Raw genomic sequence first — 21671 nt, forward strand, 5'->3', positions numbered from 1 at the left:
AACCCCGCCGAAGGCCGGCATTCCCGGCGGGGGCGGCGTGTTGTGGGTGACGTGGATACCGAACGGACCCGACCGGAGCGCGACGAGACCGCCGCGCTCGACGCGTACTCGCGGATCGTCACGACGGTCGCCGCGCAGATCCTGCCCAGCGTGGCCGCGGTGTCGGTGCGCACCGGCCGGGGTGCCGGCGCGGGCTCCGCCGTGACCTTCACCGACGACGGCTTTCTGCTCACCAGCGCCCACGTGGTCGAGGGCGCGCAGGGTGGCACGGCCACCTTCGGCGACGGCGCCGAGGCCGGCTTCGACGTGGTCGGCCGCGACGCCCTTTCTGACCTGGCGGTCCTGCGGGTCCGCGACGCCGGCGCCCGCCCGGCCCCGCTGGGCGACGCCGACCGACTCAAGATCGGGCAACTCGTGGTCGCGGTCGGCAACCCGATGGGGCTGGCCGGCTCGGTCACCGCCGGGGTGGTCTCCGGGCTCGGCCGGTCGCTGCCGGCCCGCGAGGGGCGCGCCCTCCGGTTGATCGACGACGTGATCCAGACCGACGCGGCGCTCAACCCGGGCAACTCCGGCGGCGCCCTGGTCGACTCGTCCGGCCAGGTGATCGGGGTCAACACCGCGGTCGCCGGCTACGGGCTCGGCCTCGCGGTGCCGATCAACCGCAACACCCGCCAGATCATCGGCGACCTGATCAAGGACGGCCGGGTACGCCGCGCCTGGCTCGGCGTCGCCGGCGTCCCGGTGCCGTTGCCGCCGCCGGTCGCCGAACGCGCCGGCCAGCGCTCCGGGCTGCGGGTGGTCGAGGTCGTGCCGGGCAGCCCAGCCGGGGTCGCCGGCATCTACCTCGGCGACATCCTGCTGACCGCGGGCGGGCAGCAGGTGCAAAACGTGCAGTCGCTGCAACGCCTGATGCTCGGCCCGGCGATCGGCACCCGCATGTCGGTGACCCTGCTGCGTCGCGGCGCCTACGTCGACGTGGTCACGGTGCCGGCCGAGCTACGAACGTGACCGAGCGGGCCGTGATGCGCCGAGCGGGCTGACCTGCGAACGTGAACGAGCCGCCCGGGCTGCGAACGTGGCCGAGCCGGCTCCCTCTGCCGAAGGGAGCCGGCTCGGCCTTTTGGTGCCGGGTCAGTAGATGCTCAGTGCGCGGCCAGGTGGCGGCGGCGGCGCCGGCGGCCGAGCAGCAGCAACGTGCCGCTGACGACCAGGATGGACAGCGCCGCGATCAGCAGTCGGGAGGTCGGCGGCCGGCTGGAGACCAGCTCACCGGGGCCGGCACCACCCTGGCCGGGCAGCGGGCCGTAGTTGGCGACGACCGCGGGCTCGCTGCTGGCCGACGCGACGGCCGACAGCGTCACCGACGGGCTCGCCGACGGTGTCGTGGGCCAGAACTGGATCGTGTCGTCGTCGCCGGGCAGTTCGGCCGCTGGATCCCCGTCGGCCGGCGGCTCCTCCGCGACCGCGGCGCCACTCGGGTCGACGGCCGGCGCGTTGGTCGGATCAGCACCCGGCGCGTCGGTCTGGTCGAAGATCGGTAGGTCGGTTGCCGGCGCCGACGGCGGCTGCTCGGTCATCCAGGCCCAGGGCAGGTTGGAGTCGAGCGGGGCCGGGTCGGTCGTCGGCCACATCGGGGGTGCGACCACGCCGGGCACCTCGGTAGTCGTCGGCTCCGGCGTGCCCAGGTCGGGCCGCACGGTCGCCGTCGCCGGCTCGGTGGCGGCGTCCAGGGTCGCGGTCACGGCCGGGATCTCGGTCGTCGTGCCGGTCGCCGGTGGCGCCGCGACCGGGGTGCTGTCCGGTGCCGCGCCACATTGGATCGTCGTGTTGAACGGCAGGTCGTGTGTCTCACCGCCGTTGGTGGCCGCGGTGCCGTGCGTGTAGCTCTTCACGACCAGGTTCCCCTCGTTGTTGGCGGTGTTGACGTCGGTGAAGTCCGCGTTCGGGGCGTAGATCGTGCCCTCGGCGGTGTCGGCACCGACCTGCGTGATCGCGGTGGTGTCCGGGAAGTTCATCAGGATGTACGGCGCCTGGTTGTCGCTGATCCCGGCGAAGTTGGCGGTCCGCCACTCGTAGGAGTCGCTGGTCCGCACGTTGACCAGCAGCGGCGTCGCGGCGCCGGGCTGCGTGTTGAAGGTCAGGTCGGACAGGTTGTTGAACTCGTCGCCGCTCAGGTTGAGCACGTTGGTCTGGTTGGGCGTCAGCGAGACGTAGGCCTTGGTTCCGGCCTCCCGCAGGGGCCGGGCCAACTCCCGGCCGTCGGAGCTGCGCAACGTCGCCGTCTCGCCGCAGGTCCCGAACTGCTGCGACCGCTCGCGGAAGGTGGCGAACACGCCGGCGAAGTCGAGCGCGTCCTGCTCGGCGAGGCTGGCCTTGCGGGCGCCGGCACCGGATTCGCGCGGCGGATCGGTGGCCCGGAGCAGCACGCCCAGTCCCCCGTCCGCACCGGCCGCGGCTCCGACCCCGTCGCCGTCCGCCGCGGTTTCGCCGGCGTCGAGCACCGTGGCGTCGACCACCGGAGGTGCGCCGAGCAGCGCCCGGCCGCCGATGATCAGCGGGCTCTCGCCGTCGCCGAGGCGTACGCCGCGTTCGGCCGCGATCCGGTAGTCGCCACCGAAGGTCAGGTCACCGCCGACCGCGACCGGGCCTTCGCTCTCGGAGCCGGTCAGCGTCGCGTTGCCCTCGACGAGCACGAGGAAGCCGAGCCCGCCCTCGACCGGATTGACCGGCCCGGTCGCCGACGCCGGCGTCAACACCCACAGCGACGCGGCAGCGGCGACGGCTCCCACCGCCGCCGCGGCCGCCCATCTCGCTTTCCTGGCCATGCGAAAACCGCCCCCCGAAGCGAATAAACCTCCAAGGAGCAGTATTCACCGCGAATGGGACAGAGTTCGCGTTTTAGGTTAAGTGGGTCGGATCATCGCGAACCGAGGTGCGCCAGCAGGTCTTGCCTGGTGATCACGCCCTTGGGCTTGCCGTCGATCAGCACCAGCGCCGCGTCGGACTTCTCGAGCAGCGCGACCGCCTCGCTGACCGGCTGGCCGCCGCCGATCATCGGCAACGGCGAGTGCATGTGCTTCTCCACCATGTCGTGCAGGTGTGCCTGACCGGTGAACAGCGCGTCGAGCAGTTCCTTCTCCACGATGGAGCCGGCGACCTCGCCGGTCACCACGGGCGGCTCCGCCTTGAGGACGGGCACCTGCGACACCCCGTACTCCCGCATCCGGTCGATCGCCTCGCGGACCGGATCGGTCGGGTGCACGTGGACGAGTTCGGGCATCTGACCGCTCTTGCCGGCGAGCACGTCGCGCACCGTCGGCTCCTCGCCGCCGGTCGACAGGAAGCCGTAGCGGGCCATCCAGTCGTCGTTGAAGATCTTCGACAGGTAGCCGCGGCCGCCGTCGGGCAGCAGCACGACGATCACGTCGTCGGGGCCGGCGCGGTGCGCCACCTCGAGCGCGGCGGCGACCGCCATCCCGCACGATCCGCCGACCAGCAGGCCCTCTTCGCGGGCCAGCCGCCGGGTGATGTCGAACGAGGTCTTGTCGGAGACCTCCACGATCTCGTCGCAGATCTCGCGGTCGTAGGTCTCGGGCCAGAAGTCTTCACCGACACCCTCGACCAGGTAGGGCCGGCCGGTGCCACCGGAGTAGACGGAGCCCTCCGGGTCGGCGCCGATCACCTTGACCCCGCCGCCGGACTGCTCCTTGAGGTAGCGGCCGACGCCGGAGATCGTGCCGCCGGTGCCGACGCCCGCGACGAAGTGGGTGATCCGGCCGCCGGTCTGCTCCCAGATCTCCGGGCCCGTCGTCTCGTAGTGCGAGCGCGGGTTCTCCGGGTTGGCGTACTGGTTGGGCTTCCAGGCGCCGGGGATCTCGCGGCTGAGCCGGTCCGACACGCTGTAGTAGGAACGCGGGTCCTCGGGCGCGACGGCGGTCGGGCAGACCACCACCTCGGCGCCGTAGGCACGCAGCACGTTGCGCTTGTCCTCGCTGACCTTGTCAGGGCAGATGAAGACACAGCGGTAGCCCTTGAGCTGGGCCACCAGCGCCAGCCCGACCCCGGTGTTGCCGCTCGTCGGCTCGACGATCGTGCCGCCGGCCTGAAGCAGGCCGGACTTCTCGGCCGCCTCGACCATCCGCAGCGCGATGCGGTCCTTGACCGAGCCACCGGGGTTGAAATATTCGACCTTGGCCAGCACCGTCGCGTCGATGCCGGTGGCGACGTTGCGCAGCCGGACGAGCGGCGTGTTACCGATGAGGTCGACGACGTTGTCGTAGTAGCGCACGGCGTTGTGCCCTTCTGGTCCGCCCCGCCGGGCCGGCGGGTCGAATCCCAGCCTACGTGCGCAGGTCAGGACAGCACGGTGCCGGGTATTGTCGCCCTCCGCTTGGCCTCCCAGGCCAGGAACCGGTCGGTTTCGGCCAGCACGCTGCCGGCCAGCCAGGTCACCATCACCAGGTCGTCGACCAGCCCAAAGACCGCCAGGAACATTTCGGGTACGAAGTCCAGCGGCGAAACCACGTAGATCGTCGCGGCGGTCATCAGGGCCAGTCGCATGCCACCGTCGTACTCACCGCTGGCCGATGCCTTGATCATTCGAGGCAGGGCACCCAGCCGCGCGCCGAGACCCGGGCCGCCCCGGGCACCGGCGGTCAACGCCCGGCCCAGTGCGACGAATGCCGCGGTGCGTTTCAAGGTTCTCGCCATCGGCTTTCCACCTCCTGGGCACCATGATGCCCAGAACGCGCCACCCTGAACCGTCGCGAGGTTTGTTCCCCGGAACACCTACGGCGGCGTGAAGCACCTTTTCGACGCCAACGGAGTTAGCCTCGTAGCCGTACATCACGCATGGGGGGCACAGCCAATGGGGGCAGCCGAGGCAGCGGCCTGGCGCACCGCCGCCCGGACGGTCGCACGGTTCACGGCGGTCGGCGCGGGCGTCACAGCGTTCGGAGCGGTGGCGGGGGCCGCGCTCATCGTCGGCCAGGCCGAGCAGGCCCGCCGGCGGATCCCGCAGGCACAGGAGCCGCCGCCGCGCGGTGACGGCGTCTACGGCACCCGGTTCCCGGGCGAGCCGATCGAGATGGTGGTGGTCGGCGACTCGTCGGCGGCCGGCTACGGCGTCCACAAGCCTCGGGAGACCCCCGGCGCGCTGCTCGCGACCGGCGTGTCCCGCCGGCTCCAGCGCCCGGTCCGGCTGCACCGGCACGCGGTGGTCGGCGCCCTGTCCGCGGGCCTGCCACACCAGGTCGAGGCCGCGCTCGAGCGCACGCCACACCCCGCTCTCGCCGTGATCATCATCGGCGGCAACGACGTCACCCACCGCACCAGCACCCACATCGCCGTGCGCCACCTGGTCAACGCGGTCCGCAAGTTCCGCGCCGCCGGTGCCCGGGTGATCGTCGGCACCTGCCCCGACCTCGGCACGATCCAGCCGATCCAGCCGCCGCTGCGCTGGCTCGCCGGCCGCTGGAGCCGCCAACTCGCCGCCGCGCAGACCGTCGCCAGCGTCGAGGCCGGCGCCTGGACGGTCTCCCTCGGCGACCTGCTCGGCCCCCGCTTCGCGGCCGAGCCGGCCCGGATGTTCAGCCTCGACCGCTTCCACCCCTCCGCCGACGGCTACGCACTGGCCGCGGCGGCGATGTTGCCCTCCGTGCTGGCCGCGCTCGGCGCGCCCGAGGAGCCGGTGGCGCTGTCGGCCGGCGAGGGCGTCCGCTCGCTGCCCCAGGCCGCGCAGGAAGCCGCCCGCCAGCCCGGCACCGAGGTCAGCGGCACCCAGGTCGCGGGCCGCGACCGGGGCCCGGCGGGCCGCTGGGCCACGCTGCGCCGTCGCCCGACCGCGTGGTTCACCCCCGGCCCGGGTGGCGCTCGTCGCCTGTTCGGGAACCTGCGCGGAGCGGCGCCGACGTTACCCTTGGAACCGGAGCGCGAAGACGCGCATCCGTCCACGGTGGAGGAGTTGGCATGACGTCACGCGGTCTGGTCGGCTGGGTTGGCCGAACGGCCGCGATGACCCTGGCCGCCGGCACCCTCGGTGGTGCGGCCCTGCTGGCCGGCGAGTTCATGGCCGCCCGCAACCGCCGCTACGCCCAGCCGCAACTTGGCCTGGCCCTGCGCACGAGCGTCGGCCGCGAGGGCGCCCCCGAGGTCCGCCTGGTGCTGCTCGGCGACTCCACCTCGCTCGGCGTGGGCGTCGACGACGTCAACGACACGGTCGGCGGCCAACTCGCCCGCCTGCTCGCCGAGGAGGGCGGCCTGCGGGTGCACCTCTCGTCGGTCGGCGTCTCCGGCTCCCGCTCGACCGACCTGGCCACCCAGGTCGCCCGCGCGCTGCTCGGCGAACGCCCCGACCTGGCGGTGATCCTGATCGGCGCCAACGACGCGACGGCGCTGCGCCGGCCAGGCGAGTCCGCGGCCTATTTGGCGGCCGCGGTGCGCCGGCTGCGCGACGCCGGTGTCGAGGTCGTCGTCGGCACCTGTCCCGACCTCGGTGCGGCGCGCGCCATCGACCAGCCGTTGCGCGAGATCGCCGGCTGGTGGGGCCGGCAGACGGCGGCCGCGCAGGGCCGGGCCGTGCACGCCGCCGGCGGCGCCGTGGTCGACCTGGCGGCGGAGACAGGCGCGGTCTTCCGGGCCGACGCCGGCACGCTGTGTTTCGACGGCTTCCACCCGTCGGCCGACGGCTACCGGGTGTGGGCGCATGCCCTGCTGCCCGCCGTCTCGGCCCTGGCCGGACTGGGCCGTTCCCCCGCGTCCTAGCTGCCTCTCGGATTGAGAGGAATCGCATCCTCGCGGTCGGCGGGTCGCGGGTTAACGTGGGATATGGCCATCCAGTCGGACCGCGACGCCGTCATTGTCGCTACCGCTCGTTCCCCCATCGGTCGGGCTGTCAAAGGGTCGCTGCGGGAGCTGCGGGCCGACGACCTGACCGCCACCATCGTGCGCGCCGCTTTGGACAAGGTCCCCGCGCTGGATCCCACGACGATCGACGACCTCTACCTCGGTTGCGGCCTCCCGGGCGGCGAGCAGGGCTTCAACATGGCCCGCGTGGTCGCGACGATGCTCGACCTCGACGGCCTGCCGGGCGCGACGATCACGCGCTACTGCTCGTCGTCCCTCCAGACCACCCGCATGGCATTCCACGCGATCCGGGCCGGCGAGGGCGACGTCTTCATCTCGGCGGGCGTCGAGTGCGTGTCCCGCTTCGCGCGCGGCTCGTCCGACGGGCTGCCCAGCGAGGCGCAGGAACTCGTCGGCGGCTCGTGGGACAACCCCCGGTTCTCTTCGGCGCGGTCCCGCTCCAAGCAGGCCGCCGCAGGCGGCGGCGAGGTGTGGCACGACCCGCGCACCGACGGCGAGCTGCCGGATGTCTACCTGGCGATGGGTCAGACCGCGGAAAACCTGGCCCAGGTCAAGGGCGTGAGCCGGGAAGAGATGGACGAGTTCGGCGTACGCAGCCAGAACCTCGCCGAGAAAGCCATCGCCGACGGTTTCTGGGCCCGCGAGATCACACCGGTGACAACGCCCAGTGGTGCCGTGGTCTCCCAGGACGACGGGCCGCGTGCGGGTGTGACCCTCGAAGGGGTCGCGGGGCTCAAGCCGGTCTTCCGCCCCGATGGCCGGGTGACGGCCGGCAACTGCTGCCCGCTCAACGACGGTGCGGCGGCCGTGATCGTGATGAGCGCGGGGCGGGCCCGCGATCTGGGCATCACGCCGCTGGCCCGGATCGTGTCGACGGGTGTTACCGCGCTGTCGCCGGAGATCATGGGTCTCGGACCGGTCGGGGCGTCGTTGCAGGCGCTGAAGCGGGCCGGGATGACCATCGACGACGTCGACCTGGTCGAGATCAACGAGGCGTTCGCCGCTCAGGTGATCCCGTCCTACCAGGACCTAGGCGTTCCGATCGACAAGCTCAACGTGATGGGCGGAGCGATCGCGGTCGGCCACCCGTTCGGCATGACCGGCGCCCGCATCACCGGCACGCTGATCAACTCCCTGGACTGGAACGACAAGACCATCGGCCTCGAGACAATGTGCGTCGGCGGTGGCCAGGGGATGGCGATGGTCCTGGAGCGGCTTAGCTGAGGGTGTTTCGGGGCCTTTGCCCCGGACCCCGCCGGGGCGCTGCCCCGGCCCTGGCCGCTCAAAGAAGATGCCAGCCCGTGGGGGCGGATCTCCACGTCGGGCTTCGCTTAGGGCACCAGGATCTCCGGATGGGGACAAGGTCGTTCGTCCAGTAGGGCGCTCCACCTTGTCTCCATCCGGAGATCCTGGTCGTTGGGCTACGCCCGACGAGGAGATCCGCCCATTCCTGCGGGAGGGGTGTGGTTCTGCTCAGCCCCGCAGGGAGATCCGCACCGATCCGCGGTGTCCGAGCCGGTGGGCAGCGACCGCCGCCGTCCTGGATGGACGCGAACACCAGTCGGGCGCCGACTCGCCTTAGGGTCCTCGGTCGCCGCAGTCAGCGCGGTCGCCACGGTCACCCCTGGCGGAGCGGGCAGCGCGGTCGCCGCGGGGCGGAGCGATCAGCCCGGCCAGCGCGGGCGGCGCGGCCAGCGCGGGCGGCGCGGCCAGCGCGGCCAGCGCGGGCGGCGCGGTCGCCGCGGGGCGGCGCGGCCAGCGCGGTCAGCGCGGCCAGCGCGGTCGCCGCAGGGCGGAGCGGTCAGCCCGGCGAGCGCGGCCAGCGCGGCCAGTGCGGGCGGCGCGGCCAGTGCGGGCGGCGCGGTCGCCGCAGGGCGGAGCGGTAGCCGCAGGGCGGAGCGATCAGCCCGGCCAGCGCGGCCAGCGCGGCCAGCGCGGGCGGCGCGGTCGCCGCGGGGCGGCGCGGCCAGCGCGGTCAGCGCGGCCAGCGCGGTCGCCGCAGGGCGGAGCGGTCAGCCCGGCCAGCGCGGCCAGCGCGGCCAGCGCGGCCAGTGCGGGCGGCGCGGCCAGTGCGGGCGGCGCGGTCGCCGCAGGGCGGAGCGGTCGCCGCAGGGCGGAGCGGTCAGCCCGGCCAGCGCGGCCAGCGCGGCCAGCGCGGCCTGCGCGGGCGGCGCGGTCGCCGCGGGGCGGCGCGGCCAGCGCGGTCAGCGCGGTCGCCGCGGGGCGGAGCGGTCAGCCCGGCCAGCGCGGCCAGCGCGGGCGGCGCGTCAGCGCGGCCAGCGCGGGCGGCGCGGTCAGCCCGGCCAGCGCGGCCAGCGCGGGCGGCGCGGCCAGCGCGGGCGGCGCGGCCAGCACGGACGGCGCGGTCGCTGCGGTCGCCGCGGGCGGCATTCGCGGCGTGCCTGCGCGGACGATGCAGCGCGCGATGCGCCGAGCGGCGGCATCGGCCGGGCGAACAGGTGCCCCGGGACGGGCGGTCCCATGATCGTGTGCACCAGGTCAGGAGGAAACGAGGGCCCCACCATGATCATGTGTGTCGGGTCTGCATGACACGCCGCGCTGGTTGTTGATGAGGTGCACACGATCAAGCAGGCGGGCCTCGCCTGTGTCGACCAGCCGCACATGATCACCGCCTCTGCCGTCGGCGCGGAAGCGCTCACCCCCCCCATGCCTTGCCGACGGACAGATTGACCCTGTCCCAACGAACTCGCCCAGGGCAGAGTCGACCCACTCGACGCCGCGTCCCAGGCCTAACCCCATTCGCACCCGTCCTCCCCGCGGGCCCCCCGGTCTTCCTCCGCTTTGCTCTGCACCCCTGTAGGCAGCACCCGAGCCGTGGGGTGCTGCCTACAGGGGTGCAGAGCAAAGCCTCCGAGAAGGAGGCAAGGGCAGACGCGTCTAGGCCCTAGTGGTCGGGAAGCTGCCGCGACGGCCGTGGACGACCTCAGCGGCGAGAGGCACCCGGCACTGAGGACGGCGGGGGTCAGGCGACGCGTGCGACGTGGTTCGTGGGCGGGTGTGGCGTCGTGTCGGGGTGCAGGATCGCGGCCAGGGCTTCGACGCCATCGATTAGGCGGGGGCCCGGGCGGACGATCAAGGAGTCGGCGTCGATTGCCCAGACCGGGAGTGACGGGAAGTGGGGCTGCACCGTGCGGGCTTGGTCGATGGCGCCGGGCAGGTCGTAGCCGCACGGTGCCACGACCACAAGATCCGGCGACTCCGCCTGGAAGGCCGACCACGTAGTCGCCGATGAACGCGCGCCCGGATGGGCGGCCACCGGGGTGCCGCCGGCGGCCGTGATCAGGTCCGGGATCCAGTGGCCGGCGCCGAAGGGCGGGTCGACCCACTCGACCACCGCTACCCGGGGGCGGGGCCGGCCTGAGACCGCCGCAGCGACCGCCGAGAGACGAGCGCGCAAGGACGCCACCAGGTTGACGGCGGTCGCCGACGCGCCGGCTTGGTTGCCGACCGCGAGGATTGAGTCGAGGACGTCTTCCAGCGTGTGTGGGTCGAGGGTTAGCACGTCGGCCTGGCAGCCCAGGTGGTTCAGGGCATCGGCTACCCGGCCTGCCGGCAGGGCGCAGACTCGGCACAGGTCCTGGGTCAGGATCAGGTCGGGGTCCAGGCCGGCCAGGGCGTCGGCGTGCAGTGTGTAGAGGTCGGTGCCGCTCGCGGCGGCCGCACGGACATAAGCGTCGATCTCGCCCGGTGTCAGGTTGTGCGTGTCGCGGCCGCCGACTACCACCGCCGGCGAAGAGCCGGGGCGGATCGTGCATTCGAAGGTCACGCCGACCAGGCTGTCGCCTAGGCCCAAGGCGTAGACGATCTCCGTCGCGGACGGGAGCAGTGAGACGAGGCGCAGGTTAGCCGACCTTCCAGGTGGTCACGTCGGCGATGCGTTTGCCTGGGCCGAGCAGTTGCTCAAGCGTGGTGCGCAGGGTGGCCTCGTTGAACGTGCCGTCGGCCAGGACTACGCACTGGGCCTTCCAGAACGCGAAGTCGGCCCTGGCCTGGGCGCGTTGGAAGTCGCCGATGCCTGGGACGATGCCCTCCGTCGCGGCCTGGGTGAAGAGTTGCGATGTGGGCTGCTTGAAGGTGCCCATTGACGCCTTGCCGTCGGCGCCGTAAGGAGCGATGAAGAAGCCCTCAGGGATCGCGAAGCCGGCGTCGGCCGCGGCCGCCCAGCGCATCGGGCCCGGCTCGCGTGGGTTGGCCGCCGGGACCGGGATCATCACGCCGCCTGGGGAGACGCACTCGCGCCAGAGGCCGCTGCTGATGAACTCGGGGACCGGGGCGCGGTCGATGACCGGCAACGGCTTGGGGAAGATCGGCACCAACGCGAGGGCGACCACGACCGGGACCAACAGGCGGCCCGGCTGCCAGCTCATCTTGATCGCCGTGTCGACCGCGACGACCAGGATGGTCGCGATCAGCGGGATGAGGGCCAGCGCGAAGCGCATCGGCAGGGCGCCGTCGACGACCGGCAGGCCGAGCAGCAGGCGGTAGGGGCCCCAGAGCTCGGTGCGGGTGCCGTTGACGACCAGCTCGGGGCCGAGCGACAGCGCCGCCATCACGACCGCCGCGATGGTGCATGCCAGCACCACCGGGCGGCGGATCAGCCAGATCGCGCAGGCGATGGCGACCAGCAGCAGCGGCCAGCCGAGGAACGTGTTGTATTCGGCGGCGCCGGTGCTCAACCGGGCGTTTTCGTCTTTGCCGAGCAGTGACAGCGGCGAGATGGTGGTGAAGCTGGCCAGGTCGGCGGAGAAGAAGTGCGGGCTGAACACGCCGTTGGGCACGCTCTGCGGGCCCTTGAACTGGAACCACAGCGGGTAGAGCAGCACTGCCAGGGAGATCGCGAACGCCACCGCCAGGCCGCCGGCCGCGCCGGCCAGCACGCGGCGGCTGAAGTGTGGCCGGGCGCCCAGGTAGACCAGCGTCATGATCACCAGGGTGAGTGCACTGAGGAACAGCACCTCTTCGCCGATGAAGACCTGGATCGCGACGGTGATCGCGAGCAGCACGCCGAAGCCGATGATGCGGCGCCAGTTGCGGCCGCCGGGGCGGTCGGCGTTGGCCGGGTGTCGCGGGTCGGCGGCGCGCAGGATGCTGACCACCGCCCAGACCAGCACCGGGACCAGCCAGAGCGCGGTCATGTGCAGGTGGCTGTTGTTTTGCGAGATCATGCCGGGCGCGAAGCCGCAGAACCCGCCGCCGAGCCCCGCGGCCAGCCGGTGTGCGCCGAGCACCCGGCGGAACAGCAGGTAGAACGCGACCGCGGTGAGCCCCAGGGTCAAGGTGGCCAGCAGCGCGAACGTGACCGGGGCGCCGAAGAGCAGGGTGATCGGCGAGAACAGGGCGCCCAGCGCGATGACCGTGGTGTTGGCCATCAGGTTGACCCCGTCGGGCGCGTTGAGCCGGTCGGTGACCAGGGAGAAGTCGCCGTGCAGCACCCGCGAGTCGACGGCCAGGAACCACTCGTAGAGCGTCTGGTCTTCGGGGTTGAGGCCCAGCGCCCGGTTGGTCGGCGACGGCCAGAGCCCGTGCATGATCCACAGCGCCAGCAGCAGGTAGGCGAGGCAGATGCCGAGGCCGGGCAAGTGGCTCCGGAACCGGGCGGCGGACCAGCGCGAGGCCCGGGCCGGCACCGGCGTCGGGTCGGCGGGGTCGGCCTGCTGCGCGGCGCGGGCAGTGCTGGTCACGCGCTAGACCCTAGTATGCGCGGCGGCGTGGTAGGTGCCGCCTCCACCGTAGCTGTGGATAACCGGTTACCGTGACAGCAATATGCCCGGGTGGTGGAACGGCAGACACGGCTGCCTTAAAAGCGGCTGCCGAAAGGCGTGCGGGTTCGAGTCCCGCCCCGGGCACCTCAGACGAAGAGCGCGTTGGGCGGCAGCCCGAGCCGGGTGCGACCGGCCAACTCATAATGCGCCGCCGACAAGTTGGCATGCTGCGCCGCGGCCTGACCGTCCCGCACGATCCGGCCGAGCCGGCTCGACTCATACAGCGGGTCGGAGCTGCCGGCCTCGTACATCGTCCGCAGCACCTCTCTGGAGCTCTCCGCCGCGAAGCTGATCGCGCCGCGCAGCAACCCGCGCTGTGCGTCGGTGGCCTCCCGGCCGGCGGTCGCCGTGCGATCGAGTTCGCGTGCGGCGTCGAGCAGGAGCAGCCGCGCCGCACCGACCTGCGCAGTCGCCCGACCCACCGCCGCCTGGAGCCGCGGTTGCCCGGTCAGCGGCGCGCCGTCCATCCCGACCTTGCCCGCCGCGAGCGCCGCGACCTCGTCGACCGCGGCCTGCGCCATTCCGAGCAGCACCGCCGCACAACCCGGAAAAACCAGATGAATCAGGGGTACGCGGTAGGCCGGCCGATCGATGTGCGGCGTCACGGTGAACGGCACGACCAGGTCGGCGGGCACCGGTACGTCCTCGGCGACGACCGTGTTGCTGTTGGTGCCCCGCATGCCGGTCACCTGCCAGGTGTCGAGCACCGTCACGTCGGCGCGCGGCACCCAGCAGATCCGGACGTCGGGCCCGGCCGGGGTCATCCGGGGCTGGTCACCGTCGAAGACGATCGACAGCAGCGCGACCCAGTCGGCCGACTCGATGCCGCTGACGATCTTCCAGCGCCCGGACAGGCGATAGCCGGGACCGTCGGCCACCAGCCGACCGGGCTGGCCGGAGTTGGCGATCAGGGCGTCGGGCCCGATCCGCCGCATCCCGGATTCGGGCAGGATGGCCGCGCTGAAACCCCAGTTGAGGTTCCACACGACCCACGCCACCGGGCCGTCGATCCGGCCGAGCCGGTCGAGCACGTCGAGCACGGACGCGAGCGGCAGCTCGAAGCCGCCGAGCTCGCGCGGTGTGGTGAGCCGGAACGCGCCGGCCGAGCGCAACTGGTCGAGCAGTTCCGCCGGGATCCGGCGGGTCTCGGCGGCCTCGTCGCGGTATTTCTCGATCGCCGGCCGGAGCGCCTCCGGCAGGTCGTCGACGGTCAGGTCAGACATCTTGTTCCCCCATGGATTCGTGGTGCCAGCGCCAGTTCTGCCGGGCATATCGCACCCGCAGGCCGGCGCGCTCGAGGTTGTCAAGGGACGGGTTGGTGCTGCCCGCGGCCGGTTCGCCGGTCTCGGCGACCACCCACCGGCAGCCGGCTGCCCGGGCCGCCTCGACCCGGGCGGCGATCAATGCGGACTGCGCGCCCCGGTTGCGGTGACCGGGCAGGATCGCCGCGCCGTTGAGCGCGGCGACCGGGCCGTGCACGAAGAGATTTCCGCCGCCGACCAGGTCGGCGCCGTCCCAGACGCCAAAGGGCCGGAAGGCCGGGTTGGAGACCGCGGCACCGAGCATCTCGCCGAGCCCTTCGGTGGGCATCCCGAAACCGCGGAGCAACACGTCGGCCCACGCCGCCGCGTCACCCGGCGAGATCGGGGCGATCCGCAACGACGACGATGCGGACGCGCGGACGTCCGTGATCGGGACGGCCAGCTTCACCCACGGCGGGCCCGCCCGCAGCCCGTACGCCGAGCAGATCTCGTCCCAATCCGGCGGCAACACCGACGGCGCGATCTGGATGGTCGCGGCCGGCGTGCCCGCGGACCGGTAGAAGTCGACGATCCGGCCCACCAGCCGGTGGGTGACCGGCTCGTCGAAGCCGAACCCAAGGGCCTTGCTCCAGTAGCCGGTCGGGTCGTTGCGCACCGACAGCGCGACACCGCCGCCGATCCGCGCCGCGGCCGCACCCAGCGCCGGCGGTGCCTGCGTCTCGTAAGCGAACATCGATTCCGCCTCGGCCAACTCGGCCAGGGCGGTCAACTCCATCGTCACACCGGCAGGATGCCGCCCGGCGGGAGAAAGTTCGGGACCTCGGCTGTGTCGCCGGTCACGCGGCGAGCGCGATGGCCGGCGCCGGCCGGCGGGCGTGCACGAGCCGGAACCGCTGCACCCGATCGCCCGCCAGGTGCTGCACCCAGACCGCGCCGGGCGGGCAGTGCTCCGGGTCGTCCGGCGGGCTGAGCAGGTCGACCTCCCAGAGGGTCAGGTCGCGGCTGGCCACCACGTTGGTCAGCCGCTGCCGCACGCCGGCGGTCAGGTCGCGCTCCATGCCCCGCAGCAGGGTGTCGCAGCCGGTGGTCCGGTTGCCCTGCGGCCAGACGGACTCGACGGTCGGCGACCAGTGCGCGGCCAGCACCGACTCGAAGTCGCCGTGTACCGAGGCGGCCAGCGTCTCCTCCGCGACCCGCCGCCGCGCCGCGGTCAGCGCCGCCGCGTCGTCGTGTGCCGCGTCAGCCGTGGCCAGCAGCGCGGCGGCCAGCTTGCGGCGGGCCTCGCTGAGCCGGCTGCGGACCGTGCCGACCGGCACGCCTAAGGCCGCCGCGATGTCGGCATAGGCCGTGATGCCGGTGAAGTGGCGCAGCATGACGACCAGCCGCAGCGAGGGCGACAGGTCGTCGAGGGCGTGCCAGACCCAGTCCCGGGCGGCGTGCTGGTCGAGCAGCGCAGCCGGGTCGGGCTCGGAAGACGGCAGCCGCTGCGCCAGCGAGTCGTCCAGAGGCGCGGTTTCGGGAGCCCGCAACCGCATCCGGCAGGCGTTGCGAACCACCATCCGCAACCACGGCCCGACGGCTTCCGGATCGCGCAGGTCGCCGATGCGGCGCAGGGCCGTCACGGCCGCCTCCTGCACGGCGTCTTCGGCGTCGGGCCCGTAGCCGAGGATGCTGTAGGCCACCGCGAGCTGGCCGGGACGGTGCCGGGTGAGCAGCGAACCGAGGGAGCTGACGTCGCCGGCCTGGGCCGCGCGTACCAGATCGGTGTCGGTGATTGCCATTTGCCCCAATATACGCGGCTATCGGGGGCGCCGACATTCTCCACTTAGGGGCGCCTGACCAGTACCCTTTGGGCACCGAATTTTTCCTCAGGGAGGCCGTAACTGTGAAGACGTCCAACCCCGTGCTCGCAGGGCTGGGCCAGGCGGCGGAGCGCGAACGCGCAGCCGGCCAGCCGGGGTACGCCCAGCCGTACCCGGTGGGCACGGGTGCCTATCCCGCCGCGCCGCCCGCGGTGCGACCGATGTCGATCGATGACGTCGTCATCAAGACCGTCGCTCTCCTCGCGATCGTCGGCGTCGCCGGCGCCGTCGCGTGGAACGTGGTCCCGATTTCCTCCACCCGTCCCATCGCGATCGCCGCCGCGCTGGTCGGCCTGGTCCTCGGCCTGGTCATCTCGTTCATGCGGATGGCCAACCCGGCCCTGATCGTCACCTACGCGCTCGTCGAAGGCGTCTTCGTCGGGTTGATCAGCAAGTCCTACCAGGTGATCGCCGGCTACCACGGCATCGTCCTCCAGGCCGTGACCGCCACCTTCGGCGTCTTCTTCCTGATGGCGATCCTCTACAAGACCAAGGTCATCCGGGCCACGCCGCGGTTCATCCGGTTCATGGTGGCGGCCCTGGCCGGCGTCGTCGCCGTCATCCTGATCAACCTGGTGCTGTCGCTGTTCGGCTTCGACACCGGCCTGCGCGACAACGGCGCGCTGGGCATCGGCTTCAGCCTCGTCTGCATCGTGATCGCGTCGCTGAGCTTCGTGCTCAGCTTCCACGAGGTCGAAGAGGGCGTCCGGATGGGCCTGCCCGAGCGCTACTCCTGGGTCGCCGCGTTCGGCATCCTGGTCAGCCTGATCTGGCTCTACCTCGAGGTGCTGCGCCTGCTCAGCTTCCTACAGGGCGACGACTGATCCGAGATCGACCGGAATGCGCCCCCGCGTCTCACGACGTCGGGGGCGCACTCTTTTGGTCTTGGGCTAGCAGGGTCCCGGGTTAAAGTCGATCCGGGGGTACGCGATGCGAAGTTCGAACCCGGTCCTCACCCAGCTCGACAACACCGCCCGGACCGAGCGCCAGGTGCTCGGCCAGGCACCGGCCAACCAGGCGATGACCATCGACGACGTGGTCATCCGCACGGTCGCGCTGCTGCTGCTGACCACCGCCGTTGCCGCCGTCTCCTGGTTCACCATCCACGGCGGTGCGGCACTGCGCTTCGGCATCATCGGCGGCTCGATCGGCGGCCTCGTCCTCGTGCTGGTGATCAGCTTCAAGCGGATCACCAATCCGTGGGTGATCAGCCTCTACGCGATCCTCCAGGGCGTGCTGCTCGGCGTGGCCAGCCGCGGTTTCGAGGAGCTCTATCCCGGCATCGTGATCCAGGCGGTGATCGGCACGCTCGGGGTGTTCCTCGGCATGGCGGTGCTCTACCGGCTGCGGATCATCCGGGCCACCCCGCGGTTCACCCGCTTCGTGATCGGCGCGTTGATCGGCGTGGTCGTCCTCGGCTTCGCCAACCTGATCGTGTTCTGGGTCAGCGGCCGGCAGGGGCTCGAGGTCTACACCCAGACCGGCCACGTGAGCTGGGTGCCCTATGTGTTCGCCATCGTCTGCATCGGCGTCGGCGCGCTGACCTTCATCCTCGACTTCGCCGCCGTCGAGCAGGGCATCCGCTACGGCCTGCCGCGCCGCTACGCCTGGTATTGCGCGTTCGGCATGCTGGTCGGCCTGATCTACCTCTACTGGCAGATCCTCCGCCTGCTCAGCTACATCCGGCGCTAGATTCTCCGGGTGACTGACGAGGATCTCGGGCGGACCGTCGACCTGCTCACCCGGCAGGTTTCGCACTGGGAAGCGCCGCGCTGGGCCGCGCCCGCGGCGGCCGGCGAGGGCACCCGCGGCGACGCCGTCTACCGCCTGGTGCAGCGCCTCGCCGACCTGGCCGCCGATGTGGAGGGCCGGGTCCGCCAGGAGGTGCCGCGGCTCGCCAACGACACGGCTCTCCCCGACCAGCTTCGGGTGATGGCCGCCGATCTGATCGCCGCCCACCCCGCGCCGGAGTTGCTGGTGGTCGCCGCGACCGACGTGGCCGCCGTGCGCACCTTGCTCTAGACCTTGCGATAGCCGCCGTTCCACCAGGTGGTGACCAGGTCGGCGTAGGTGGACGGGGCCTCTTCCCAGGCGAAGTGCGCCGCGTCGATCACGTCGAGCTTGCTGTGCGGCAGCCGGTCGTGCAGGAACTCGGCATTCGACGGTGGCACGGCGCTGTCGTCACGGCCGGCGATGATCTCCACGGGCGTCGCCAGGCCAGGCAGCTTGTCGCGCAACACCGGCAGATCTTCCGGGTACGCCCGCGCGTAGCTCATCGACTCGACGAACCGGTCACCCTCGTACGACGAGAGGTAGTCCTCGCGGATCTCGCCGGGTAGGTCGTACCCCTGGATGGTTCCGAGGGCCGCACTGACGATCTCGCGCCCGTCGACCTTGCGGTATTCGTCGACGCTCTCGCTGAGCACCCAGTCGCGTAGCGGTCCTTCGAGGGTGATCGGCACGCTGCTCGCCCCGCTGCCGACGACCAGGCTGCGCAGCCGGCCCGGATGGTCGGCCGCGGCGAACAGCGCGGTCCCGGTGCCCACGTCGGGGCCGACCACGTGCGGCTGGTCGAGCCCGAACTCGTCGGCGACGTGCACGATGAACTCGCCCATCGCGTGCGGCGACATCATCTCGTCGCGGCGCTGCGACATCCCGAATCCAGGCAGGTCGATGGCGACGAGGTGGGTGTCGGCACTGAGCTGCGGCCACATCTGGTCGAACGCGTAGACGCTCTCCGGCCAGGGACTCAGCAGCAAGGCGTCGGCGTCGCGCGGCGCGCTCTCCGCATACCGGACGTTGAGCCCGTCGATGGTCCTAAACCGCGGTGTGATCTGTTGGGTTTTGGCCATTTATCGACTTTACGCGGATATGCCGCAGTCGCCCAGCGGGCTATGCCGTTCTTGACACTACCTCGCAATGCGGAGTAGTTTCCTCCACCGTGGACACCACCCAACTGCTCAAGGGGGTGCTCGACCTCGCTGTGCTGGCCGTGCTCAAGGACGAAGACGGTTACGGCTACGACATCCTGCGCCGGCTGCGCACAGCCGGCCTCGACGAGGTCGGCGACGCCTCCGTCTACGGCACCTTGCGCCGGCTCTTCCAGGCCGGGCTCCTGACCACCTATGTCGTGCCGAGCGAGGAGGGGCCGCACCGCAAGTACTACGGCCTCAACGCCGCCGGCCGCGACCAGCTCCACCGCGCCGGCAAGACCTGGCGCACGTTCGCGTCCACGATGGACGGCCTGCTCGACGAACGGGGGGTGGCGGCATGACGGTCGCGACTGAGCAGGAGGCCTATCTCGACGCGGTCCGGCGGGCGCTGGGCGACCTCGACCCGACGACCCGCGACGAGTTGCTCGAGGACCTGCCCGAGCACCTCGCCGAGGTGGCCGCCGAGGGCGAGGGTCCGCTGGTCGAGCGGCTCGGCCCGCCCGAGGCCTACGCGGCCGAGCTGCGGGCCGCCGCCGGCATCGCCGAACCGACCTCGCCGGCCCGCGGGCTCGACGACCGGGTCGCCACGGCGGTGCGCCGGGTGCGCGGCACGCTCGGCGCCGCCGACCGCAAGGCCGGACCGCTCTTCGGGTACGGGCGGGCCAGCGAATTCCTGCGGATGCTGCTGCCGGCCTGGTGGGTGCTCCGCGGCTACCTGGTCGCGATGCTGATCACGGTGGCCACCACGGGCGGCGGCTTCGGCCTGCTGCCCCGGCTCGGCGGCAGCACGCTCGCCGCGGCGCTGCTGCTCATCGTCTGCGTGCTGGCGTCGATCTGGCTCGGCCGGCGCGAGGGCAACCTGCGGCCGGTGCCCAAGGCCGTGGTCGTCATCGCCGGCGTGCTGCTGTTCTTCTTCGGCCTGGTCGGCTTCGACAAGGCCGACGGCTGGGACGGCCGCTGGGACCTCAACCTGCCGCAGAGCGTCTCGAACGACCCTTACGGCTATGTGCAGGACGTCTACGTCTACGACCAGAACGGCAACCCGCTGACCGACGTCAGCCTCTTCGACCAGGACGGCAACCCGATCCGGTTGGGCGACCCCTACCGGTGCGGCACGTCCTACGCCTACCAGGTGAACGCCGGGCCGGACTATCCCGCCTATCCCTACTGCCCGAACCAGCCGCCCTACCAGATCGCACCGCGCAACGGAGTGGCGTCGACGCCCGACCCCGGCGAGCCGGTCGCGGTCACGCCGACACCGACCGAGGTCGACCCGTCGCTCGCGCCGACCGGCACACCGGAGCCCGCTCTGACCACACCGGTGCCCACTCCGACGAACTGATCATCGTATTCACCGTCATCGACAGCGACGCGGCGTGCACCGAGCGCGAAAATCGAGGTGTATGCCACGTCGTTGTCGTCTTTCGTTCGCCCGTACGGCATGGCAAGGTTTTGGCACCGCTACCCGCGGACCGCAAGCGGCAGCCGACGATGTCTGACCCGACAGGAGGACGGCCCATGGGTACCAAGGTCACCTACCCGAGTGCCGGGGGCACCACCGACGGCTATCTCGCCGTGCCGGATGGTGCCGACCGGGGCGCGCCCGGTGTGATCGTGCTCCATGAGTGGTGGGGCCTGGTGCCACACGTCACCGGGATCGCCGACCGGTTCGCTGACGCCGGCTTCGTCGCGCTCGCGCCCGACCTCTTCCGCGGCCGCGCGACGACCGAGCGGGAGATCGCCCGCCAGCTTGTCGCCGACCTGCCGCTGGAGCAGGCCGCCGCCGACATCGCCGGCGCCGCCGAGTTCCTCGCCGGGCGACCCGAGGTGGCCGGCGAGATCGGCGCGGTCGGGTTCAGCACCGGTGGCAGCCTGGCGCTCTGGGCGCCGACGCTCTCCGAACGGGTGACCGCCGGTGTCGGCTTCTACCCGTCGCTGCCCTGGGAGTCGCTCAACCCCGACTGGTCCGGCTATGCCGGCAAGCACGCGGTCATCCACTGCAGCGAGGAAGACGGCACCTCCACCGCCGCCGCGGTGCGCGCGGCGGCCGGCGCGATCGAAGCGGCCGGCGGCACCGTCAAGCTCTACGACTACCCGGGCAGCCGGCACTCGTTCTTCAACGACGACAGTCCGGGCAGCTACGACCGGGTCGACGCGGTGACCGCGTGGGCCCGCACGATCGAGACCGTGCGGAGGCTCGCGCCCACGGTGGTGTAGGAACAAACGGTGGTGCACACTCCCGCCGAGGTCGTCGCGCGCGCTGCCGGATCCGCGGATCTGGCGGCGCTCGACGCCGCCGAGGTCGACTGTTTCGCCTGCCCACGGCTGGTCGCCTGGCGGGAAGAGGTCGCCGTGACCCGGCGGGCGTCGTTCCGCGACCAGGTCTACTGGGGACGGCCGGTGCCCGGCTTCGGCGTCACCGACCCGCGGATCGCGATCCTCGGGCTCGCGCCGGCGGCGCACGGCGGCAACCGCACCGGGCGGATCTTCACCGGCGACCGCTCCGGCGACGTGCTGTTCGCCGCCCTGCACCGCGCGGGCCTGGCCAATCAGCCGACCAGCGTGTCCGCCGACGACGGCCTCGCCCTGCACGACCTGCGGGTGTTCGCGTCGGTTCGGTGCGCGCCGCCCGACAACAAGCCCACCCCGGTCGAGCGCGACACGTGCGCGCCCTGGCTCTGGCGCGAGCTCGAACTGATAAAACCGACAGTGCGCGTTGTGATCGCGTTGGGCGCGTTCGCGTGGGCAGCATGGTGGCCGGCCATGAGCAGGGTCTACGGCGGCAGACCGCCCAGTCCGCGCCCGGCGTTCGGTCATGGGGCACACTGGACGAGCCCGGACGGTGGATATCCCCACCTGCTCGGGTGTTATCACGTCAGCCAGCAGAACACCTTCACCGGTCGGCTGACGCCCGCGATGCTCGACGAGGTCTTCGCTCGGGCCAAGGAGTTGGCCGAGGGGGCATAG

The 21671-nt window shown here is 72.1% G+C and carries 21 protein-coding genes and 1 tRNA gene; 12 read left to right on the forward strand and 10 right to left on the reverse strand.

Annotated elements, in window-relative coordinates; all coding sequences use genetic code 11:
• Positions 1 to 51 precede the first annotated feature (51 nt).
• Positions 52 to 1008 carry a S1C family serine protease gene (locus DFJ67_RS05355; protein WP_116075660.1) on the forward strand — a complete coding sequence of 319 codons (957 nt, stop codon included), beginning with the start codon at positions 52 to 54 and terminating at the stop codon, positions 1006 to 1008.
• A 134-nt stretch (positions 1009 to 1142) separates the two neighbouring features.
• Here DFJ67_RS05355 and DFJ67_RS05360 read toward each other — a convergent pair whose 3' ends face one another.
• The 3 genes from DFJ67_RS05360 to DFJ67_RS05370 form a co-directional block, all read right to left on the reverse strand.
• Entirely contained in the window at positions 1143 to 2825 is a 1683-nt protein-coding gene (locus DFJ67_RS05360; RefSeq protein ID WP_116066868.1) for a choice-of-anchor A family protein, read from the reverse strand.
• A gap of 92 nt (positions 2826 to 2917) precedes the next feature.
• Positions 2918 to 4288, reverse strand: coding sequence for a cystathionine beta-synthase (locus DFJ67_RS05365; RefSeq protein ID WP_116066869.1), 1371 nt, complete (start codon positions 4286 to 4288; stop codon positions 2918 to 2920).
• 65 nt (positions 4289 to 4353) lie between these two features.
• Positions 4354 to 4710, reverse strand: coding sequence for a YkvA family protein (locus tag DFJ67_RS05370; protein WP_116066870.1), 357 nt, complete (start codon positions 4708 to 4710; stop codon positions 4354 to 4356).
• A gap of 157 nt (positions 4711 to 4867) precedes the next feature.
• On the opposite strand from DFJ67_RS05370, the gene DFJ67_RS05375 reads away from it, so the two are divergent.
• From DFJ67_RS05375 to DFJ67_RS05385, 3 genes are all read left to right on the forward strand, one after another.
• On the forward strand, positions 4868 to 5971 hold the full coding sequence (locus DFJ67_RS05375) for an SGNH/GDSL hydrolase family protein (protein ID WP_116066871.1): 1104 nt from the start codon (positions 4868 to 4870) through the stop codon (positions 5969 to 5971).
• A complete protein-coding gene (locus DFJ67_RS05380; protein ID WP_116066872.1) occupies positions 5968 to 6762 on the forward strand; it encodes an SGNH/GDSL hydrolase family protein in 795 nt (264 codons plus the stop codon). Before DFJ67_RS05375 ends, DFJ67_RS05380 begins: the two co-directional genes overlap by 4 nt.
• A gap of 63 nt (positions 6763 to 6825) precedes the next feature.
• Positions 6826 to 8088 carry an acetyl-CoA C-acetyltransferase gene (locus tag DFJ67_RS05385; RefSeq protein WP_116066873.1) on the forward strand — a complete coding sequence of 421 codons (1263 nt, stop codon included), beginning with the start codon at positions 6826 to 6828 and terminating at the stop codon, positions 8086 to 8088.
• Positions 8089 to 9096: 1008 nt separating this feature from the next.
• Here the strand turns inward: DFJ67_RS05385 and DFJ67_RS43665 are convergent.
• From DFJ67_RS43665 to DFJ67_RS05395, 3 genes are all read right to left on the reverse strand, one after another.
• Complete coding sequence (locus tag DFJ67_RS43665) at positions 9097 to 9255, reverse strand: hypothetical protein (RefSeq protein WP_239097603.1); 159 nt, start codon at positions 9253 to 9255, stop codon at positions 9097 to 9099.
• A gap of 592 nt (positions 9256 to 9847) precedes the next feature.
• Positions 9848 to 10726 (reverse strand): ABC transporter substrate-binding protein, encoded by an 879-nt coding sequence (locus DFJ67_RS05390; protein WP_116066874.1) that lies wholly within the window; start codon positions 10724 to 10726, stop codon positions 9848 to 9850.
• Between the two features lies 1 nt (position 10727).
• Positions 10728 to 12566, reverse strand: a complete 1839-nt coding sequence (locus DFJ67_RS05395) for a hypothetical protein (RefSeq protein WP_116066875.1) — start codon at positions 12564 to 12566, stop codon at positions 10728 to 10730.
• An 84-nt stretch (positions 12567 to 12650) separates the two neighbouring features.
• Here DFJ67_RS05395 and DFJ67_RS05400 point away from each other — a divergent pair.
• A tRNA-Leu gene (locus DFJ67_RS05400) sits at positions 12651 to 12731 on the forward strand.
• A gap of 2 nt (positions 12732 to 12733) precedes the next feature.
• Here the strand turns inward: DFJ67_RS05400 and DFJ67_RS05405 are convergent.
• The 3 genes from DFJ67_RS05405 to DFJ67_RS05415 all read right to left on the reverse strand — a co-directional run bounded on the left by DFJ67_RS05405 (position 12734) and on the right by DFJ67_RS05415 (position 15690).
• Positions 12734 to 13870 (reverse strand): acyl-CoA dehydrogenase family protein, encoded by a 1137-nt coding sequence (locus tag DFJ67_RS05405; RefSeq protein ID WP_170215748.1) that lies wholly within the window; start codon positions 13868 to 13870, stop codon positions 12734 to 12736.
• Entirely contained in the window at positions 13863 to 14684 is an 822-nt protein-coding gene (locus tag DFJ67_RS05410) for a GNAT family N-acetyltransferase (RefSeq protein ID WP_239097605.1), read from the reverse strand. Before DFJ67_RS05410 ends, DFJ67_RS05405 begins: the two co-directional genes overlap by 8 nt.
• 61 nt (positions 14685 to 14745) lie before the next feature.
• Positions 14746 to 15690 carry an RNA polymerase sigma factor gene (locus tag DFJ67_RS05415; protein WP_116066877.1) on the reverse strand — a complete coding sequence of 315 codons (945 nt, stop codon included), beginning with the start codon at positions 15688 to 15690 and terminating at the stop codon, positions 14746 to 14748.
• Positions 15691 to 15794: 104 nt separating this feature from the next.
• Between DFJ67_RS05415 and DFJ67_RS05420 the strand changes: the two genes are divergently transcribed.
• The 3 genes from DFJ67_RS05420 (at position 15795) to DFJ67_RS05430 (ending at position 17793) form a co-directional block, all read left to right on the forward strand.
• Positions 15795 to 16595 (forward strand): Bax inhibitor-1/YccA family protein, encoded by an 801-nt coding sequence (locus DFJ67_RS05420; RefSeq protein WP_116066878.1) that lies wholly within the window; start codon positions 15795 to 15797, stop codon positions 16593 to 16595.
• A 106-nt stretch (positions 16596 to 16701) separates the two neighbouring features.
• Positions 16702 to 17463, forward strand: coding sequence for a Bax inhibitor-1/YccA family protein (locus tag DFJ67_RS05425; protein WP_116066879.1), 762 nt, complete (start codon positions 16702 to 16704; stop codon positions 17461 to 17463).
• 9 nt (positions 17464 to 17472) lie between these two features.
• Positions 17473 to 17793, forward strand: a complete 321-nt coding sequence (locus DFJ67_RS05430) for a hypothetical protein (protein ID WP_116066880.1) — start codon at positions 17473 to 17475, stop codon at positions 17791 to 17793.
• On the opposite strand, the gene DFJ67_RS05435 is transcribed toward DFJ67_RS05430, so the two are convergent.
• Positions 17790 to 18623 carry an alpha/beta fold hydrolase gene (locus DFJ67_RS05435; protein WP_116066881.1) on the reverse strand — a complete coding sequence of 278 codons (834 nt, stop codon included), beginning with the start codon at positions 18621 to 18623 and terminating at the stop codon, positions 17790 to 17792. The two genes, DFJ67_RS05430 and DFJ67_RS05435, sit on opposite strands and share 4 nt — an antisense overlap.
• A gap of 89 nt (positions 18624 to 18712) precedes the next feature.
• On the opposite strand from DFJ67_RS05435, the gene DFJ67_RS05440 reads away from it, so the two are divergent.
• The 4 genes from DFJ67_RS05440 (at position 18713) to DFJ67_RS05455 (ending at position 21671) form a co-directional block, all read left to right on the forward strand.
• Positions 18713 to 19045 carry a PadR family transcriptional regulator gene (locus DFJ67_RS05440; RefSeq protein ID WP_116066882.1) on the forward strand — a complete coding sequence of 111 codons (333 nt, stop codon included), beginning with the start codon at positions 18713 to 18715 and terminating at the stop codon, positions 19043 to 19045.
• On the forward strand, positions 19042 to 20046 hold the full coding sequence (locus DFJ67_RS05445; RefSeq protein WP_116066883.1) for an HAAS signaling domain-containing protein: 1005 nt from the start codon (positions 19042 to 19044) through the stop codon (positions 20044 to 20046). The genes DFJ67_RS05440 and DFJ67_RS05445 overlap by 4 nt, the downstream gene beginning before the upstream one ends.
• A gap of 176 nt (positions 20047 to 20222) precedes the next feature.
• Positions 20223 to 20921, forward strand: coding sequence for a dienelactone hydrolase family protein (locus tag DFJ67_RS05450; protein WP_116066884.1), 699 nt, complete (start codon positions 20223 to 20225; stop codon positions 20919 to 20921).
• A gap of 9 nt (positions 20922 to 20930) precedes the next feature.
• On the forward strand, positions 20931 to 21671 hold the full coding sequence (locus DFJ67_RS05455; RefSeq protein ID WP_203784398.1) for a uracil-DNA glycosylase: 741 nt from the start codon (positions 20931 to 20933) through the stop codon (positions 21669 to 21671).

Origin of the sequence: Asanoa ferruginea (genome assembly GCF_003387075.1) — a bacterium.
GTDB lineage: Bacteria > Actinomycetota > Actinomycetes > Mycobacteriales > Micromonosporaceae > Asanoa > Asanoa ferruginea.